This window comes from Mesorhizobium yinganensis, assembly GCF_040081985.1.
Lineage (GTDB): Bacteria > Pseudomonadota > Alphaproteobacteria > Rhizobiales > Rhizobiaceae > Kumtagia > Kumtagia yinganensis.
Genome location: NZ_JBEBMH010000007.1, coordinates 197,582 through 215,823 on the forward strand (window position 1 = coordinate 197,582; position 18,242 = coordinate 215,823).

Here is an 18,242-nt window from a genome sequence, read left to right on the forward strand (position 1 = left end):
TTCACTGTGGGCATTTTTGAAGATGACTTTTGAATCGCGTGATTTCCTGACTTCGATCTTCAAGGCGGCGGTGGCCGCCGCCGATCCGGAACTGACGATCCGCAAACACCTGCCGAAGAAGCCGAAGGGACGTGTCGTGGTGATCGGCGCCGGCAAGGGTTCGGCGCAGATGGCGGCAGCCTTCGAACGCGCCTGGGACGGGCCGCTGACCGGCGTGGTGGTCACCCGCTACGGCTACGCGACGAAATGCAAGCGCATCGAGATATTTGAGGCCGCGCATCCGGTGCCGGACGAGGCTGGGCTGGCGGCGTCGAAGCGGCTGCTTTCGGCGGTATCCGGCCTGACCGAGGACGATCTGGTGGTGGCGCTGGTGTCGGGCGGCGGCTCGGCGCTGCTGCCTTCGCCGCCGGCCGGGCTGTCGCTCACCGACGAGATCGCGGTGAACGAGGCGCTGCTGGCCTCGGGGGCGCCGATCTCGGCGATGAACACGGTGCGCAAACACGTGTCGACCATCAAGGGCGGAAAGCTCGCCGCCGCCGCTTATCCCGCGCGGGTCGTGTCGCTGGTGGTCTCCGACATCCCCGGCGACAATCCCGCTTTGGTCGCCTCGGGTCCCACCGTGCCGGAAGCCGCGACGCGGGCCGACGCGCTGCGGATCGTCGAAACCTATCGCATGAAGCTGCCGGAAGCCGTGTTGGCGCATCTGGCGTCGGAGGCGGCCGATGCGCCGCGCCCGGACGATCCGCGCTTCAGGGCGAACGAAGTGCACGTCATCGCCTCGGCCGCCGTGTCGCTGGACGCCGCCGCCGAAGAGGCGCGGCGGCTCGGCATGGAGGCCGTCATTCTGTCGGATTCCATCGAGGGTGAGGCGCGCGACGTCGGCTCCATGCATGCTGCGATCGCCCGCGAGGTGGCACTGCGTGGCCGTCCCTTCGCCCGGCCGATCCTGATGCTGTCGGGCGGCGAGACCACCGTCACGCTTCGCTGCAAGGGCGGCAAGGGCGGCCGCAACAGCGAGTTCCTGCTGTCCTTCGCCATTGGCGTCGACGGTTTCGAGGGCATTCATGCGCTCGCCGCCGATACCGACGGCATCGACGGCTCTGAAAACAACGCCGGCGCCTTCGCCGACGGTTTTAGCGTGGCGCGCATGCGTGCGGCCGGGGTGGACGCTAAGGCGGTGCTGGCGGGCAACAACGCCTGGACGGCCTTCAACGCCGCCAACGACCTGTTCGTGCCCGGCCCGACCGGAACGAATGTCAACGATCTCAGGGCGATCCTGGTGCGGTAGTATCATGCGGCCATCAGTTTCCTGACCGCCCGCATATCCGCACGAAACCGGTCGCGTTCGGCTTCCTTGTCCGCCGCCTCGCGGATGCGCAGGATGAAGGACGGGTGGATGGTCAGGAACACTTTTAGCCCATCTTCGCGTTCGACCACCTGGCCGCGCATCTTGGTGATCGGCACGGCCTTCCCCAGGAGCGATTGGGCGGCGGTGGCGCCGAGAGCCACGACGAGGTCGGGTTTGACCATCGCCAGTTCCTTGTCCAGCCACCACCGGCATGCCTGGATCTCGCCGGCGTTCGGTTTGGAGTGGATGCGGCGCTTGCCGCGCGGCTCGAACTTAAAATGTTTCACCGCATTGGTGACGTAGACTTTTGTGCGATGCACCTCGGCTTCATCGAGTATGGCGTCGAAAACCTTGCCGGCTGGGCCGACGAAGGGTTTGCCCGCAAGGTCCTCCTGGTCGCCCGGCTGCTCGCCGACGAAAATCACCTTCGCATTTTCAGGCCCCTCGCCGAACACCGTCTGCGTGGCGTCGCGCCACAGCGGGCACCGGTGGCAGGCTTTTGCGGCCTCACGCAGTTCGGGGATGGAGGCAGCATCCGCCCCTTCATCCTGGCCGGCGGGGGCGTCGCGCACCGGCCAATGCCTTGCCTGGATTTTTGCGTGATGCGGGGCAGGAACCGTCGGCATCTTTTCGATCATCTCCCTGGCCGAATTTTCGGCGCCGGCGATGAGGGTCGGGATCAGCTCGGCCTCGGGAAGGTTGCGCCAGAATTTCTTAGGCATCTCGGCCTGCATCGCCTTCACCTTCAACCGCGCCGGATTGAAGATGTTCCTGAAATAGGTCAGCCAAAGCTCCTCGGCTGCGTCCTCCGCGGGCGCGTCCCGTTGCGAAGCGCCGGGGCCGATCAGCAGCCTCTCGCCGTCCCAGGAAGCGGAGGCGTGCGGGGTCAAGATCGTCCAGCGCATGCCGGTGAAGCGGCGCACGAAAAACGCCGCGTTGCGCTCGAGGATAAAATGGTCGGGCTCGAACCAGGCGACGTAGCGCGCGTCCGGCTCCTCGCCGACCTGCCGGAAACGCACGAAGGCATGCATCTTGTGCATGTCGCGGCGGACCGCCTTTTCCATCGATTCGAACCGCCGCACATCGGCATCGGAGGCGACGAGCAGCAGATTCCGATCGGCCTGCAATCGCCAGAGCAGGCGGTAGAGGAAGCCGAAACGCTGCGGGTTGGAATGGCAGATCACGGTTTCCGCGCGCTCGATGAAATCGCGGGGAACGTTGAGCGTAGCGCCACTTGGCACGGCCGGCAGATCATTGCCGCGCCTGCCGAGCAAATCGGCAACCGCCTCGCCGACCGTCCAGACGACGCGGTCCGGCGCGATGCCGTTGAGTGCCAGCGAGCGCGCGGCGTTGCGCCAGCCGGAAAAATCGATCTCGCTGGCGAGCCGCACGCTCATGCCCGCCCTGTCGATATGCGGCGCCGCAATCATGCAAACAGCTCCATCTGACGGGGCGGCGGAACGAGTTTCTGGCGCAGCGCCGACCGGTCGGTCAGCCCGCCCGGCGACCAGCCCTCGGCGACCACGAAGGGCCGCACTTTTGCGATGGATGCGCAGAGCCGGCCGACATCCTCCAGCCGCAGACGGTGGAATTTTCGCGTCGAGAGAATGCGGTCCACCGCCTTGGTGCCGAGCCCGGGAACGCGCAGCAGCGCTTCGCGGTCGGCGCGGTTGACGTCGACGGGAAACCGCCCGCGATGCCGCAGCGCCCAGGCGAGTTTCGGGTCTATCTCCAGATCGAGCATGCCGTCCTGCCGGCCTTCCAAAATCTCCGGCTGGGAGAAACCGTAGAAACGCATGAGCCAGTCGGCCTGGTAGAGCCGGTGTTCTCGCATCAGCGGCGGTTTTTTGAGCGGCAGGGCGGAGGAGGCGTCCGGAATCGGGCTGAAGGCGGAATAATAGACGCGGCGGAGATGGTAGCTGCCATAGAGCCGTGCGCTGGTACGCAGAATGCCATCGTCGGAAGTGGTGTCGGCGCCGACGATCATCTGCGTGGACTGGCCGCCGGGGGCGAAGCGCTCGCGCTTTTTCGTGCGCAAGGTGGGTTCGCGTTTCTCTTCGATCTTGCTGCGCAACTTGGCCATGGAAAGCCGGATCGTCTCCGGCTTCTTTTCCGGCGCGAGTTTCTTGACACCCTCGTCGGTCGGCAGTTCGACATTGATCGACAGGCGGTCGGCGAAACAGCCGGCCTGCTCGATCAGCTCCGGCGCGCATTCCGGAATGGTCTTCAGATGAATATAGCCGCCGAATTTTTCGTCGATGCGCAGGCGGCGCGCCACCTCGACCATTTCGGCCATCGTCTCGTCCGGCGAACGGATGACGCCGGAGGAAAGGAACAGGCCCTCGATGTAGTTGCGTTTATAGAAATCCATGGTGAGCCGCACCACCTCGTCAATTGTGAAACGCGCGCGGCGCACGTTGGAGGACGAACGGTTGATGCAATAGGTGCAGTCGTAGATGCAGAAATTGGTCAGCAGGATTTTCAGCAGGGAGATGCAGCGTCCGTCCGGCGCGTAGGAGTGGCAGATGCCCATGCCCTCCGTCGAGCCGATGCCTTTGGTCTTCAGCGAGTCGCGTTGCGCAGCACCCGACGAGGCGCAGGACGCATCGTATTTCGCCGCGTCGGACAGGATCGCCAGTTTTTCGCGTGTGGTGAGAACGGCCATTTGTTCATGATACGTTCTCTTGGGCGGCAATGCCATATCAAAAGACATAGAAGGCCGATTTTAACGGCCAGCCCCTGACAGAAGGTCAGACCTCGTGCAAATAGAGGTGGTAGTCGAGTTCGCTAACGGTACGGGCGACGCGCAGATATTCGGCGCGTTTGATTTCCGTGAAGGTGCGGTGGAGGTCTTCGCCCAGCGCCTTCTTGAGGAAGTCCGAGGCCGTGGCCGCTTCGATCGCCGAGCGCCAGTCGGCGGGCGCGTCCGCCAGCTTCGGCGCGTTCTCGTAGCCGTTGCCGGTGGTTTCCGGGCCGGGGTCCAGCTTTTCCTCGAGACCCTTGGCGATGCCGGCGAGCACGGTGGCGGCGACCAGATAGGGGTTGGTATCGACGCCGGCCGGGCGGTGCTCGATGCGGCGGTTCTTCACGTCGCCAGCCGGGATGCGCAGTGCCACGGAGCGGTTGTTGACGCCCCAGGTGGCGGCGAGCGGCGCATAAGATTGGGCGACGAAACGGCGCCAGGAATTGGCGTGCGGCGCGAAGACCAGCATCGATTCCGGCATCGTCGCCGCGAGCCCGCCCAGCGCGTTGAGCATTTTTGGGCTCCACTGGCCTTCTTTTTCCTCGGCAAGGACGTTGCGGCCCGCGCTGTCCTGAAGGGACACGTGGAAGTGCATGCCGGAGCCGGCGTATTTCTGGATCGGCTTGGCCATGAAGCAGGCGGTCACCCCATGGCGCCGCGCCTGCATGCGCACCAGGCGCTTCAGCTGCACGAGGTCGTCGGCGGCCTTCAGGATGTCCTTGCGATAGTTCAGCGTCAGTTCGTACTGGCCGGGCGCGTATTCCGAGATCAGCGTCTCGACCGGAATGTTTTGGGCCTTCGCGCCGGCATAGATGTCGGAGAAAAGCGGCTCCATGCCGTGCAGGTGGTCTACCGAATAGACTTCCGTCTTGCCGCTGCCCCGACCGTCCAGCACGGCGTCGGCCGGCTGCACTCGGCCCTCGGCGTCGCGCTCGTTCTTCAGCAGGAAGAACTCCAGCTCGAAAGCACCCGCCGGATACAGGTCCTTTTCCGCGAAAAGCTCGATCTGCCGGGCAAGCGCGTGGCGCGGGTCCGAACGCATAGGTGTGCCGTCGAGATGGTACATCGACATCAGCACCTGGGCGCGCGCCGGGCTGGTGCCGTGGAGAGGAACCAGCGTGCCCGGGATCGGCCAGGCGCGTAGGTCGCCGTCACCGGAATCCCAGATTAGCCCGGTCTCGTGCACGTCCTCGCCGGTGATGTCGAGGCCGAGGATGGAGATCGGCATGTGCCGGCCGCCCCGGTAGATGCTCATCAGCTCGTGGCGGCGGATGATTTTTCCGCGGCCGATGCCGTTGACGTCGGACAGCACGATGTCGACCGCCTCGATCTCGGGATGGGCGTCGAGGAACGTTTGCGCTTCGTCGGCTGACGATCCGGAAGGTGATGTCATGATGGCCCTCTGTCTGCCGCTTCCTTTGTCATGCGGCGAGAGCCTCGGCAATATCGGCGAAGGCGGCGGCCAGCCGGTCGACCTGTCGGCGCGTCGTGGCGGGCGAAATCAGCATCATGTTGTGGAAGGGCGCGATGAGCACGCCGCGATTGACCAGCGCGACATGGATCGCCGCCTCCAGTGCCGGCGCATGGGCGGCCTCCGCCTCGCCGCCGTTCCGTAGCGGGCCGGGCGCGCAGATGAACTCGACCCGCGCGCCGACGCGGGCGACATGCCAGGGCAGGGCATGTTTTTCGATGCTCTGCTGGAGGCCGCCCTGCAGGCGGGCGGCCAGGGTCTCCATATGCGTGTAGCTTTCCTCGGTCATCACCGCTTCCAGCGTGGCCCGCATGGCGGCGAACTGCAGCGGATTGGCCGACAGCGTGGTGCCGATGCCGGAATAGCCGGGCTCCTTGGTGGCGAGATAGGCGTCGTAGCGTAGCGCGGTCTCGGCTGACAGGCCCCAGACGCTGGCCGGCACGCCGCCGGCGATCGGTTTGCCGAGCACGAACATGTCGGGCTCAAGCTGGTGCTTGCGCGTGAAGCCGCCGGGCGCGGTCGAGATGGTGTGGGTCTCGTCGATGAGCAGCAGCGTTCCGGTGTCGCGCGTCAGCCGGCGAAGCTTTTCATGGAAGCCGGCTTCAGGCGGCACCATGCAGCAATTGGTCAGCACCGGCTCGGTGATAACGCAGGCGACATCGCGCTCGCCAAGCGCAGCCTCCAGCGCGGGAATGTCGTTGAACTCGACGATCTTCGTGTCCTGGGTCAGGTCGCGGAACTCGCCGGCAAGGCCGCGCTTGTTGGCCGGCCGGCCATGGTCGAGGCGGACAAAAGTCTCGTCGACGGCGCCGTGGTAGCAGCCGTTGAAGACCAGCACCTTGCGCCGCCCGGTGATGGCGCGGGCGGCGCGCAGAGCGAAGCGGTTGGCGTCGCTGGCGGTGGTGGCGATCTGCCAGCGCGGCAGGCCGAATTTCTCGGCAAGCAACCTTCCGACTACGGCGGCGTCTTCGGAGGGCAGGATGTAGGTCAGGCCGCGCGACGCCTGGCGGCGGATGGCGCGGGCGACCGGCGGCGGCGAGTGGCCGAACATCGAGCCGGTGTCGCCGAGGCAGAAGTCGGCGAGCCTGTTGCCGTCGAGGTCGACGATGGTCGCGCCCTTCGCGCTGTCCACCATGATCGGGAACGGGGTCGGCCAGTCCTTCATCCAGTGCATCGGCACACCGCCGAGATAGCCCGGCAGTCCTTCGCCGAATGCACGCTCCGATTTCGGCCGTGCCGCGCGAAACGCCTTTGCCTCGCGCTCGCGCAACGCCGCCATGCGCTCCGGCGCGATGCCTCCGGAATTGCCGTTCTCAGTGCCTGCCATGATGTCCCCTGGTGTCGGCGCACTCTAGCCAATGGGTAAAGCTGGCGGCAAGCGGGGCCATCATTGCCGATCGCGCAGGCGCGACTCGAAATCCTGCCCGCCGTAGAAGATGCCTTCGATCAGCACCTGCTCGGGCAGCACCATGAATGCGATGGTCACCCGCCGATCCATTCCAATCGTTCGCAAACCGGGCAGGATGTCGTCGCGCGCAGTTCCGCGCTTCGGAAAATGAGTGAGGCGCATGCAGAAATCGACGATCCGCCCTGCAAAACCGTCCGCTATCGCGGTTGAGGCTCTGGTCTCGATATAGTTGTGAAGGTCACCGATCTGGCGTTCTGCGAGCGGCGTGAAAATGACCTTCACGAGAGGGCGTCAGCCGGCCGACCGTTTGCGGCGCCTTATCCGCTCCAGAATTTCATCCGCAGGTACTGCCTTGGAAGGGTCGGACAGATATTCCCGGTGTCCCGCGACCACAGTCTCCCGCAGCCATCGGTCGAGTGAGTCCTCGCGGCCTATCAAGGCCTCCAGCCCCTCGCGCACCACGTCGCTCGCCGAGTGAAACGCACCCGAACTGACCTTGTCGTTCACCCGCTCGACGAGATCGACAGGCAGTGTCACGGTCAATGTCTGCTCAGGTTTCATGCGCGCAAGAATAGCATTTCGAGCGGCTTCGCTCCAGTCTGTCGCACCGAGACCGAACGGCCGTGTGCCGTCGGTCGCCTCACGCCGAAATGTCGATCACCCCGCAATCGCCGGCGGCGCTGCCGAAGACGATGCGGCGCTCGGCCCTGTCCCACATCAGTCCGGTGATGGCGCCCTTGCCGGGGCGGCGCAGCAGCACCTCCTTGGCGTCGGCGAAACGCACGGCCATCACCATGCCGTCCTCGTAGCCGATCGCAGCGATGTCCTCGCTCGGATGGCAGGCAACGCAGGTCACCATGGTGTTGCCCCGCGTTCCGAGTTCCAGCGGCGCCTTGCCCATCGGGCCGTCCTTGGCCTGGAACGGCCAGACGATCGCCGCTGGCGCGCCGGAACTCGCCAGCCACTTGCCCTTGGCGCTCCACGACAGGGATTTCACCTTGGCGGGATAGCCGGACATGCGCATGTGCTTGCCGTCGGCGAGCTTCCAGCCGTGCAGCGCGTTCTCCTGCATGGTGGTGACCAAAAAATTGCCGTCTGGCGAAAAGGTGATGCCGGTATGCGCGCCGGCCCATTCGAGTTCGGTCGGCTTGCCGTCGGTGGCCGGGAAATGCAGCGTCGCGCCGTTGTAGCGCGCAACGCCGATCCGCAAGCCTTTTGGCGCGAAGGCGAGGCCCTCAACCGAACGCGGGTGCTGGAATTCTTTTACCTTGCCATCCGGCAGTTTCACCCAGGCGCTGCGGCCCGCGCCATAGGCGAGCGCTTCCTGCGGGCCGGTTGCCACGCTGGTGATCCATTTGCGGCCGGCCTCGGCGACGACCGTCGCCTCGCCACCGGGGCCGGTCGAAAAGACCTTGCCGTCCTCGCCGCCGGTGATCAGCTTCGTGCCGGTCAGGTCGAGCGTGGCGCAGAGCAGGCCGTCATTGGCCTGAACCGACTTGTGGCCGTTGTCGAGGCGGTGGACCGTGCCATCGGCCAGCGCGAAATGCGGGATGTCGGAGAGGAAGACGGCAGCGACGCAATGGCCGTCGAGGTCGAGGGGGGCGACTGTGGGCATGTTTATTTGATGGATGAAAGGATGGAAGGTCGGCGCTTCTTCGCACCCCCCTCTGTCCTGCCGGACATCTCCCCCTCAAGGGGGGAGATTGGCAGCTTCGGCCTTGCCGCCCATTCTGCAACGCTGGCGATTAGCGAAAACAGAGGCGACAGCGAATCTCCCCCCTTGAGGGGGAGATGTCCGGTAGGACAGAGGGGGGTGCGAAGGGGCGCCATCTCTAATGATTGCCCGATCAAGCCGCGACCTGACACGCCTCAAAGCTCTTCCTCAACCGCTCCTCGTCAAGATCGCGGCCGATGAACACGAGCCGGCTCTCGTGTTTCTCGCCGTCCTTCCATGGGCGCTGGTGGTCGCCTTCCATGATCATGTGGACGCCCTGGATGACGTAGCGGTCGGGATCGTCCTTGAAGGCGATGATGCCTTTCAGGCGCAGGATGTTGGGGCCGTCGTTCTGGGTGACTTTTTCGATCCACGGGAAGAATTTTCTCGAATCCATCTCGCGGCCGCGCAGCGACACGGATTGAACGGTCACGTCGTGGATCGGCGAGACCGCGCCATGGCCGTGATCGTGGTGTTGATGGTCATGATCGTGATGGTCGTGGTCGCAGTCCGGGCCGCATTCGTGATCGTGGTGGTGATCGTCGGCGTCGAGGAAATGCGGATCATTGTCCAGCACGCGCTTCAGGTCGAAGGCGCCGCGGTCCAGCACGTTGGTCAGATCGACGCCGGCGCGGGTGGTGCGGTGGATTTTCGCCGCCGGGTTGATGGCGCGGATGGCGGCCTCGACGTCGCGGAGTTCCTCGGGCGTGACAAGGTCGGTCTTGTTGAGCACGACGACATCGGCGAAGGCGATCTGGTCCTCGGCCTCGCGCGAATCCTTCAGCCTGAGCGGCAGGTGCTTTGCATCGACCAGGGCCACGACGGCGTCAAGCTTGGTCTTCTTGCGCACGTCCTCGTCCATGAAAAATGTCTGGGCGACGGGAACCGGGTCGGCGAGGCCGGTGGTCTCGACCACGATGGCGTCGAAGCGGCCGGGGCGCTTCATCAGGCCCTCGACGACGCGGACCAAATCGCCGCGCACCGTGCAGCAGACGCAGCCATTGTTCATCTCGTAGATTTCCTCGTCGGATTCCACGATCAGGTCGTTGTCGATGCCGATCTCGCCGAACTCGTTGACGATGACGGCGTACCGCTTGCCGTGGTTTTCCGAGAGGATGCGGTTGAGCAGCGTCGTCTTGCCGGCGCCGAGGTAACCGGTCAGCACGGTTACGGGAATCTGGGTCTGTGCTTCGCTCATGGGAGGCCCCGAAGGATTTTTGGTGAGCTGCATATAAGACGCCACGCAACAGATTGCACGTCTCATTCGGCCGATCGGCATGGGCCAGAGAGCCGGACGCCCGATGCTGCTCGTGGGCAGCACCTATCGCCCCCACGCTCGGATTCTGCCGCGTGCGGTCATGGATTTTCTGATTGGCTTCGCATTCCGAGAACCACCGGCTCGGCGGGCGGCAGCGTCATGACGTGTCGGGGCGATCCAGGGCGTAGACGGCCAGCGCATGGGCATGCGCCAGGATTTCGTCGACCTCGCGGATTTTTCCCGGATGGGTCGCGACGGGATCATAGCGGGACAGCCGACCGCCGGGAGGACGGCCGCGCCGCAGCGGCGTGAGGCGCCGGCCGGAGACGGGTCCGTCCCGCGCGATTGCGGCGTCGCGCCGCGCCTGCCAGCGGGCAAAGCGTTGTGCCTGGCCCGGCAGGTCGTCGAGCGCGGCGCCGAGAGCGGCAAGGCGCTGGCCGAGACGCGCAGTGTCTATCGGATCGTCGGAAGATGGCGGTGGCGGCAGCGGGCGATACGTCGCGTTGAAGTCGAGGCCGAGGATGCGCGGGGCGGCGTGGGCGGGAACAGCGCGGCGGCGGGGGACGCGGAACGGCTGTCGCGGCGGATCGAGCAGCGACAGCGAGAGGATACGCGGGGTGGGTTTGGGACGTCTTTTCGGCCCCTTTGGCAGGAAGGCGCGGGCGCCTCGCAGCATTGCGGGCTTTGGTTTGCGCGGGCGCAGCGGCGGCAGGGTTACCACGATCCCGCGCGCCGCCGCGATGATGAGGCGCCGCGCGGCAGCTTCGGCCGGACGCAGCAGCCGGAGGATGGCGAGGTAGAGATGGCGGGGGAGGGTAAGTGCCGGGGACAGTTTACTTTTTTCCGCCCGCACCTGCCCTGAAGCGGTTGCGCCTTTCCGCGGAAAGAAAGTAAACTGTCCCCCAGCGCCACGGCTTCCAGCGCCAACACCCTCAGCGCCGGGCATCCCAGCGCCAACACCCCCAGCGCCACTGCCCCCAGCGGCCGGCTCCTCAGCGCCCGGCATCCCACAGCCAGCGCCGCCAGCGCCCGGTCCGCCAGCGCCCATTTCGGCCATGGCGACAAGCATGACGAGGATGCGCTTCAGCGCCTCCCAGTTTCGCTCGATTGCCGCTGTCCCGTCCATCACCGCCTCGTTTTCAGCGCCGAGGATTATTGCTTCCATCCGGAGGGCGGGGATAGACTCCCGCAAGATTTCGGGCTCTCGGCGGCGGGCGGTTGGCCAAGGCATTGAAAAGACGAGAGAGGGATTCCGGAAAACAGAAAATTTCGGGATGGAACGGCTTTTTCCCTCCCCGTTCCGGAAGGCGTTCCGCAGGCGAAACCCGCGCAGGCTGCCCGGGCCGGCGGCCACTTCGGAGCATCAGCCTCGCAACTGTCATGTAATTGTAAAGAACGTCTGTCATTAGCCGTTCTGCCTAATTTCGGTTGCCGGCAAAGTTTATGGGAACAATGTTAGGGCGCGGGTGTCGCTGAGGGAGCGGGGAATGGCCAGGACCAACAGAAGTGCGACGATGGGGCGGCTGCATTCGACGGCGCGGCTGGCGCGGACCGCGCTGGCGGCGCGGCTGCTGGCGCACGGATTCTACGCCGGGCAGGACCAGATCATGCTGGCGCTCGACCGCGAGGACGGGCAGACGCCGGGGCAACTCGCCATGCGCATCGGCGTGCGCCCGCCGACCATCACCAAGACGATCAACCGGCTGCAGACGCAGGGTTTTCTCGACAAGCGCGCCTCGGAGACGGATGCGCGCCAGGCCCACATCTTCCTGACCGACACGGGCCGGGAGGCTATACGCGACATCGAGAAATCGGTGCGCAAGACCGAGAAGCAGGCGTTCAAGGGGCTGGACAAGAAAGACCAGAAGTCGCTGGTCAAGCTTCTTTCGCGCATCGAGTCCAACCTGTCGGACGTTTCAGCCATGGTGGCCGATGACGAGGAAGACGCCGACGATTGATGCCCGCCGGCCGATTTTCCACGCCGCGGCCGCGTTGCTGCTTGCGCGCGCATGACGCATGGATCACAAGCGGAATGGAACCTCCCAAGTTCGCGACCGGCCCCTGACTGTTGAAACCGCCTTCCGCCAAGCATGAGGCTGCGACACCCGTCGCGGCGATCCTGTTCGTATTCCTGACAGGTGTGCTGTTCACCATCCTCGACACCAGCGCGAAATACCTGGTGCTGTCGGGCATGTCGGCGCCGTTCGTCGCTTGGGCGCGCTTCGCCGGCCACGCGCTGCTGGCCGTCATCCTGTTGAGGGGCTGGAGCAGGCCGGAGATGTTCCGGGTCGTCAGCCTGCCGCTGCAGGTGCTTCGCGGGCTCTGCCTGCTCGGTTCGACGGTATTCAACTTCGCGGCGTTGCTGACCTTGCAACTCGCCGAAACCTCGGCGATCTACTTTTCCGCGCCGATGCTCATCATCGCGATGGCCGGCCCGCTGCTCGGCGAGTGGGCGGGATGGCGGCGCTGGATGGCGGTCATCGCCGGCTTTGCCGGTGTGCTGGTGATCACACGGCCGGGTTACGGCGTCTTCGGCATCGGCCATATATTCGCGCTCAGTTCAATGCTCTGCAACAGTTTCTACGTGATCCTGACACGGCGCATGTCGGCCAGCGAGACTCCGGCCAGCCTGATCTTCTATTCGGCGCTGGCGCCGGCCGTGCTGATGATTCCGGTCGTGCCGTTTACGGTGTCCGCGCCGCCTAGCCTGCTGCATGGCGTGCTGCTCCTGATCCTCGGCCTGTTCGGCGGGCTCGGACATTGGTTCCTGATCAAAGCCTACAGGCTGGCGACGACGACGGCACTGGCGCCCTATCCTTATCTGCAAATGGTCTGGATGATTGCCGCCGGATATCTGGTGTTCGCGCAGCTTCCCGACCGCTGGACGCTGGCTGGATCCGCGATCATCGTCGCCAGCGGTCTGTACATCATCCACCGCGAACACCGTCTGCGCCTGAAGAACCGCGCATCTCCAAATGAGGAAGCGGCCGATCTGGCCGACAAGCTGTGAATAATCGCTTTGACGGGGCTGAAAACGGTGGCATAAGCGCCGTTTAAACAGTTTAGAGCGCGCCGCGACCAATCGGGTTCATTCTGCCGGCGATGGTTTGGGTCAAGGTCGAGGGCTTCGTCGCGGGCCGGGCTGGTGGCCTGGACAAGACCAAGCCCGAAGGATTTGGCCCAAACCGGCCCGGCAGAATACCCGATTGGTCGCGGCGCGCTCTAAATCGATCGTTGCGGGGCACCGGGGAGGACGCGCTGGCCCAGAAGATCAAGCTCTCGACGATCGCCGACGCCCTAGGGGTCTCGACGGCCACCGTCTCGCTTGCGCTGAGGGACAGCCCGCTCGTCGCGGATTCGACGCGCGACCGCATCAAGGACCACGCCCGCGCCATCGGCTACATCTACAACCGCCGCGCCGCCAGCCTGCGCACGTCGCGGTCGGGCATCGTCGGCGTCGTCGTGCACGACATCATGAACCCGTTCTTCGCCGAGATCCTGCGCTCGATCGAAAGCGAGCTCGACCGCAGCCGGCAAACCTTCATCCTGTCCAACCATTACGACCAGCTCGAGAAGCAGCGCACCTTCATCGACACGCTGCTGCAGCTCGGCGCCGACGGGGTGATCATGTCGCCGGCCATCGGCACGCCGCCCGAGGACATTTTTATGGCCGAGGAGAACGGCCTGCCGGCGGTACTGATCGCGCGAACGGTGGAAGGCGCCGAGGTGCCGGTGTTCCGCGGCGACGACGCCTATGGCACGGCGCTGGCCACCAACCACCTGATCTCGCTGGGGCACACGCGCATCTCGATGATCGGCGGCACGGACCAGACCTCGACGGGGCGCGACCGCTACCAGGGTTACGTCAACGCCATGGACAGGGCGGGGCTGGAGGTAAAACCGTCCTGGCGCATTCCGGGGCCGCGCACAAAACAGGCGGGGTTCGAGGCGGCGAGCCAGTTTCTGGCGCTGAAGGACAAGCCGACGGCGGCCTGCTGCTGGAACGACCTCGTCGCCATCGGCCTGATGAACGGCATCGCGCGGGCGGGACTGGTGCCGGGCGTCGATATCTCCGTCAGCGGCTATGACGACCTGGAAGAGGCGGCCATCGCCACGCCGGCGCTGACCACCGTGTGGAACGGCCAGCGCGAGGTCGGACGGCGCGCGGCGCGCGCGCTGCTCGACAAGCTGAACGGCACGCCGGTGCGCGCCTCGCAGGAACTGATCAAGCCGGAACTGCACGTCCGCCAGTCGACGGGACGTCCGCACGAACGCTGACCGATCCTCTTCCCCATTCCAAAACCTTCCGCAGGACCCAGACCATGCCCCTTTCCGATGTGACGATCCTTGTGCCTGGCGGCATCCATGAGCGCGTGCTGGCGCGGCTGGGCGAGACCTTCCGCCTTGTCCGCATCGAACGCCCGGATGCGGCGCTGATCACCGGCGATCTTCGCGCTTCGGTGCGCGGCGTGGCCAGCGTCGCGGGCGCCAACGCGGCGTTCATCGATGCGCTGCCAAATGTGGAAATCATCGCCAATTTCGGCGTCGGTTATGACGGCGTCGATGCAAGACATGCGGCGACGCGCGGCATCATGGTGACCAATACGCCGGACGTGCTGACGGAAGAGGTCGCCGATACAGCGCTTGGGCTGCTGCTCAACACGCTGCGCGAGTTTTCGCGGGCCGAGCGCTGGCTGCGCGACGGGCGCTGGGTGAAGGACGGGCCGTATCCGCTGACCAGGACGACGCTGCGCGGCCGAAAAATCGGCATCCTCGGCATGGGGCGGATCGGCAAGGCGATCGCCCGAAGGCTGGAAGGTTTTGGCGTGCCGATCGCCTATCACAACCGGCGGCCGGCGGCGGACGTGGCCTATCCGTATTTCGATACGCTGGAGGGGCTGGCGCGCGAGGTCGACACGCTGATCTCGATCATGCCGGGGGGCGCGGCGACGGAGAAGATGATCGGCCGGGCGGTGTTTGAGGCGCTCGGACCGGATGGGGTGTTCATCAATATCGGGCGCGGCAGCACGGTCGACGAGGAAGCGTTGGCGGCGGCGCTTGCCGACGGCACGATTTTGGCCGCCGGCCTCGACGTGTTCGCGAGGGAGCCGCATGTGCCGCGGGCGATGCTCGACCTGCCCAACGCCACGCTGCTGCCGCATGTCGGCTCGGCCTCGGTGCACACGCGCAACGCCATGGCCGACCTGGTCGTCGACAATCTGGTCGCGTGGTTTTCGGAAGGGCGGCCGCTGACGGGCGTGCCGGAGACGGCGTCGATCAAGAAGCGCTGATCGCGCGCGCCGGCCGTGCGGCGAAGGCGGAAAGCAGCCTACTCCGCCGCCGTGCGCAGTCCGAGCTTCGCGGCGGCATGGCCGCGCACCGCGTCGCCGAAGGCCTGGAAAACTTTCGCCGAAACGGAATCGCTGTGCACCCAGTATTCCGGATGCCATTGCACGCCGACGGCGAAGGCGCGTGCATTCCTGGCCGATACGGCCTCCACGGTTCCGTCCTCGGCGACCGCCTCGACGTCGAGGAGCGGGCCGAGCTGGCCGACGCCCTGGCGGTGCACGGAATTGACCGAAATCTCGCCGGCGCCGAAGACGCCGGCCAGGCAGGTGCCGGGCTTGATCGAGACGGTCTGGCGGATGGCGAAGCGTTCGTCCTGGTTGTCGCTGACGGGCGCCCGGTGGTCCAGCGAGCCGGGCCGTTCCTGCAGTTCGGTCGCAAGCGTGCCGCCGAGCGCGACGTTCATCTCCTGAATGCCGCGGCAGATGGCGAGCAGCGGCACGCCGCGCTCGATCGCCCTGCGGATTAGCGGCAGGGTGGTGGCGTCGCGGGCCGGATCGTAGGGGCCGTTGGCCTCGCTGGCGTCGCCGCCATAGAGCGAGGGATGCACGTTGGACTTCGAGCCGGTGATCATCACGCCGTCGACCGAATCGAGCAGACTGTCGAGATCGAGCCGGTCGCCGAAGGACGGGACGAGGACAGGGAAGACGCCGGCGCCGGCAATCGCTGCTTCCAGATATTGCTGGGGGGCCGCGTGCCAGGTGTAATTGTCGAACTGGCGGACATCGGTGGAAACGGCGACGAGCGGCTGCATCGGCTGGGCTTTCGTGGGCAAGCAATGGATTGCGCATAAAATAGGCGATCGGATGGCGGATTGCCAAGAGCGGCCGATGCCGTCGCGATGCGCGCGGCGACGAGGTCTGCAACTAAAGTCGCAGGCGGCTTCGATCGATCCGGAATTTGTCGCGCGAGCGCTGGATTCGTGGCTTCCACGCGCTGGACTCGGGATCGACCGCGTGTATTGTGCGAGGTCTTCAAACGAGGAAAATCAACGGTTTCCTTAAGGGCATGTCGTGATTTCAGGTGATGCTGGCCTGCAAATGCCGCGTTCCGCGCTTCCGGTGCTCACGTACCCAAAAGTACGCTCCGCTCCGGTTCTCGAAACCGCCATTTTTCGGCTTAGCGTGACCTGAACCCCGACACACCCAAGGTAACATCCCCCAAGATCCGCACCGGAGGAATTCATGGATCGTCGTTCATTCTTCAAGAAAGCCGGCGCGACCGGCGTCGGCGCGGCCGCCGCCACCGCACTCGCGGCGCCGGCAATCGCGCAGACCAACCCGAAAGTCACATGGCGGCTGGCGTCATCGTTCCCGAAGTCGCTCGACACCATCTATGGCGGCGCCGAGGTGTTCTCGAAAATGTTGTCCGAGGCGACCGACGGCAATTTCACCGTGCAGGTGTTCGCCGCCGGCGAGATCGTGCCCGGCCTGCAGGCCGCGGATGCGACGACCGCCGGCACCGTCGAGGCCTGCCACACGGTGGCATATTATTACTGGGGCAAGGACCCTACGTGGGCGCTGGGCGCGGCGGTTCCGTTCGCGCTTAACGCGCGTGGCATGAACGCCTGGCACTATCATGGCGGCGGCATCGGCTTGTTCAACGAGTTCCTTGCCAAGCAGGGCCTCTACGGCCTGCCGGGCGGCAATACCGGCGTCCAGATGGGCGGCTGGTTCCGCAAGGAGATCAACACGGTGGCCGATCTCCAGGGCCTGAAGATGCGCATCGGCGGCTTCGCCGGCAAGGTCGTCGAGAAGCTCGGCGTCGTGCCGCAACAGATCGCCGGCGGCGACATCTACCCGGCGCTCGAAAAGGGCACGATCGATGCGGCCGAATGGGTCGGACCCTATGACGATGAAAAGCTCGGCTTCCAGAAGGTCGCGCCGTTCTATTACTATCCGGGATGGTGGGAAGGCGGCCCGACCGTCCACCTGATGTTCAACAAGGCGAAGTTCGAGGAATTGCCCGCCAACTACAAGTCGCTGGTTCACACCGCGGCGCAGGCGGCGGACGCCAACATGCTGCAGAAATACGACTTCTTGAACCCGACCGCGGTGCGGTCGCTGGTCGCCAACGGTGCCAAGCTGAAGCCGTTCAGCCCGGAAATCCTGGCGGCCTGCTTCGAGAAGTCGAATGAAGTCTATGCCGAGATGGAAGCCTCGAACCCAATGTTCAAGACGATCTGGGAGTCGATCAAGGCGTTCCGCAAAGATTATTACCTCAACATGCAGATCGCCGAGTACAACTACGACACGTTCATGATGATCCAGCAGCGCGGCGGAAAGCTGTAACGCAAGATCGGAGCGTCTGGTCCAACAGACGCGGAATATGAGACTGGCGAAATGTCGAACCCTGCAGGCCGAAAATGCCTGCGGGGTTTTTCATATGAAATGCGCGGTGATGTTGTCGGGTCCGGCTGGCGGGATTCGTCCTTCGACCGGGAGGCTCTCACGGCCCCTATGGATCAAGGGAGATAAATGATGCGCGTGATGGTAATCGTGAAGGCCACCCCCGACAGCGAAGCGGGGATCATGCCGTCGACCGAACTCTTAGCGGCAATGGGAAAGTACAATGAAGCGTTGATCGAAGCCGGTATCATGAAAGCCGGCGACGGTCTTAAGCCCTCCTCCAAAGGCAAGCGCGTAGCCTTCGACGGTCCGTCGCGGATCGTGATGGATGGCCCCTTTACCGAGACGAAAGAGCTCATCGCCGGCTACTGGCTGTGGGAGGTCAAGGACATGGCCGAAGCGGTGGAATGGGTGAAACGTTGTCCCAATCCGATGCCGGGTCCCAGCGAGATTGAAATCCGTCCGCTGTACGAAATGGTGGACTTCGGCGATGCGATGACGCAGGAAGTCGCGGACCTGCACGATCAAAATCGCGACAGGACATCGCCCCACTGAATGCGGCGGTGACCTTTCGCCCTTACCTGTCTCTCTGATCAGTGCGAAGGA

Annotated in this window: 17 protein-coding genes; 7 read left to right on the top strand and 10 right to left on the bottom strand. The window is 65.0% G+C overall.

The genetic code is table 11. The annotated features are described in order from the left end of the window. The first annotated feature begins 16 nt into the window (after window positions 1–16). Entirely contained in the window at window positions 17–1,288 is a 1,272-nt protein-coding gene (locus ABMA59_RS15860; RefSeq protein ID WP_425475923.1) for a glycerate kinase type-2 family protein, read from the top strand. A 2-nt stretch (window positions 1,289–1,290) separates the two neighbouring features. Here the strand turns inward: ABMA59_RS15860 and ABMA59_RS15865 are convergent, their stop codons facing one another. The 9 genes from ABMA59_RS15865 to ABMA59_RS15905 all read right to left on the bottom strand — a co-directional run bounded on the left by ABMA59_RS15865 (window position 1,291) and on the right by ABMA59_RS15905 (window position 11,068). Then, window positions 1,291–2,778, bottom strand: a complete 1,488-nt coding sequence (locus ABMA59_RS15865) for a UdgX family uracil-DNA binding protein (protein ID WP_349006334.1) — start codon at window positions 2,776–2,778, stop codon at window positions 1,291–1,293. After that, the gene (locus tag ABMA59_RS15870) at window positions 2,775–4,013 is read right to left on the bottom strand and encodes a putative DNA modification/repair radical SAM protein (RefSeq protein WP_349006335.1); all 1,239 of its coding nucleotides are present in this window, start codon (window positions 4,011–4,013) and stop codon (window positions 2,775–2,777) included. The genes ABMA59_RS15865 and ABMA59_RS15870 overlap by 4 nt, the downstream gene beginning before the upstream one ends. Window positions 4,014–4,098: 85 nt before the next feature. Then, window positions 4,099–5,484: a glutamine synthetase family protein gene (locus ABMA59_RS15875; protein WP_349006336.1), complete on the bottom strand. Its 1,386-nt coding sequence runs from the start codon at window positions 5,482–5,484 to the stop codon at window positions 4,099–4,101. 28 nt (window positions 5,485–5,512) lie between these two features. Further along, the gene (locus ABMA59_RS15880; RefSeq protein ID WP_349006337.1) at window positions 5,513–6,889 is read right to left on the bottom strand and encodes an aspartate aminotransferase family protein; all 1,377 of its coding nucleotides are present in this window, start codon (window positions 6,887–6,889) and stop codon (window positions 5,513–5,515) included. A 60-nt stretch (window positions 6,890–6,949) separates the two neighbouring features. Then, on the bottom strand, window positions 6,950–7,252 hold the full coding sequence (locus tag ABMA59_RS15885) for a type II toxin-antitoxin system RelE/ParE family toxin (protein ID WP_349006338.1): 303 nt from the start codon (window positions 7,250–7,252) through the stop codon (window positions 6,950–6,952). Window positions 7,253–7,261: 9 nt separating this feature from the next. After that, on the bottom strand, window positions 7,262–7,507 hold the full coding sequence (locus ABMA59_RS15890) for a ribbon-helix-helix domain-containing protein (RefSeq protein ID WP_349006408.1): 246 nt from the start codon (window positions 7,505–7,507) through the stop codon (window positions 7,262–7,264). Between the two features lie 103 nt (window positions 7,508–7,610). After that, a complete protein-coding gene (locus ABMA59_RS15895) occupies window positions 7,611–8,585 on the bottom strand; it encodes a WD40 repeat domain-containing protein (protein WP_349006339.1) in 975 nt (324 codons plus the stop codon). Between the two features lie 232 nt (window positions 8,586–8,817). Continuing rightward, window positions 8,818–9,882: a CobW family GTP-binding protein gene (locus ABMA59_RS15900; protein ID WP_349006340.1), complete on the bottom strand. Its 1,065-nt coding sequence runs from the start codon at window positions 9,880–9,882 to the stop codon at window positions 8,818–8,820. Window positions 9,883–10,099: 217 nt separating this feature from the next. Then, entirely contained in the window at window positions 10,100–11,068 is a 969-nt protein-coding gene (locus ABMA59_RS15905; RefSeq protein WP_349006341.1) for a hypothetical protein, read from the bottom strand. Window positions 11,069–11,429: 361 nt separating this feature from the next. On the opposite strand from ABMA59_RS15905, the gene ABMA59_RS15910 reads away from it, so the two are divergent. From ABMA59_RS15910 to ABMA59_RS15925, 4 genes are all read left to right on the top strand, one after another. Further along, window positions 11,430–11,900: a MarR family winged helix-turn-helix transcriptional regulator gene (locus ABMA59_RS15910; RefSeq protein WP_349006342.1), complete on the top strand. Its 471-nt coding sequence runs from the start codon at window positions 11,430–11,432 to the stop codon at window positions 11,898–11,900. A gap of 110 nt (window positions 11,901–12,010) precedes the next feature. Further along, window positions 12,011–12,952, top strand: coding sequence for a DMT family transporter (locus ABMA59_RS15915; RefSeq protein WP_349006343.1), 942 nt, complete (start codon window positions 12,011–12,013; stop codon window positions 12,950–12,952). A gap of 248 nt (window positions 12,953–13,200) precedes the next feature. Next, window positions 13,201–14,220, top strand: coding sequence for a LacI family DNA-binding transcriptional regulator (locus tag ABMA59_RS15920; protein WP_349006409.1), 1,020 nt, complete (start codon window positions 13,201–13,203; stop codon window positions 14,218–14,220). A 44-nt stretch (window positions 14,221–14,264) separates the two neighbouring features. Next, the gene (locus ABMA59_RS15925) at window positions 14,265–15,233 is read left to right on the top strand and encodes a 2-hydroxyacid dehydrogenase (RefSeq protein WP_349006344.1); all 969 of its coding nucleotides are present in this window, start codon (window positions 14,265–14,267) and stop codon (window positions 15,231–15,233) included. A gap of 38 nt (window positions 15,234–15,271) precedes the next feature. On the opposite strand, the gene ABMA59_RS15930 is transcribed toward ABMA59_RS15925, so the two are convergent. Then, a complete protein-coding gene (locus tag ABMA59_RS15930; RefSeq protein ID WP_349006345.1) occupies window positions 15,272–16,042 on the bottom strand; it encodes a gamma-glutamyl-gamma-aminobutyrate hydrolase family protein in 771 nt (256 codons plus the stop codon). A gap of 430 nt (window positions 16,043–16,472) precedes the next feature. Here ABMA59_RS15930 and ABMA59_RS15935 point away from each other — a divergent pair, with 430 nt between their 5' ends. Both ABMA59_RS15935 and ABMA59_RS15940 read left to right on the top strand, forming a co-directional pair. Next, window positions 16,473–17,579 (top strand): TRAP transporter substrate-binding protein, encoded by a 1,107-nt coding sequence (locus ABMA59_RS15935; RefSeq protein ID WP_349006346.1) that lies wholly within the window; start codon window positions 16,473–16,475, stop codon window positions 17,577–17,579. 189 nt (window positions 17,580–17,768) lie between these two features. Further along, a complete protein-coding gene (locus tag ABMA59_RS15940) occupies window positions 17,769–18,191 on the top strand; it encodes a YciI family protein (RefSeq protein ID WP_349006347.1) in 423 nt (140 codons plus the stop codon). The last annotated feature ends 51 nt before the right edge of the window (window positions 18,192–18,242 follow it).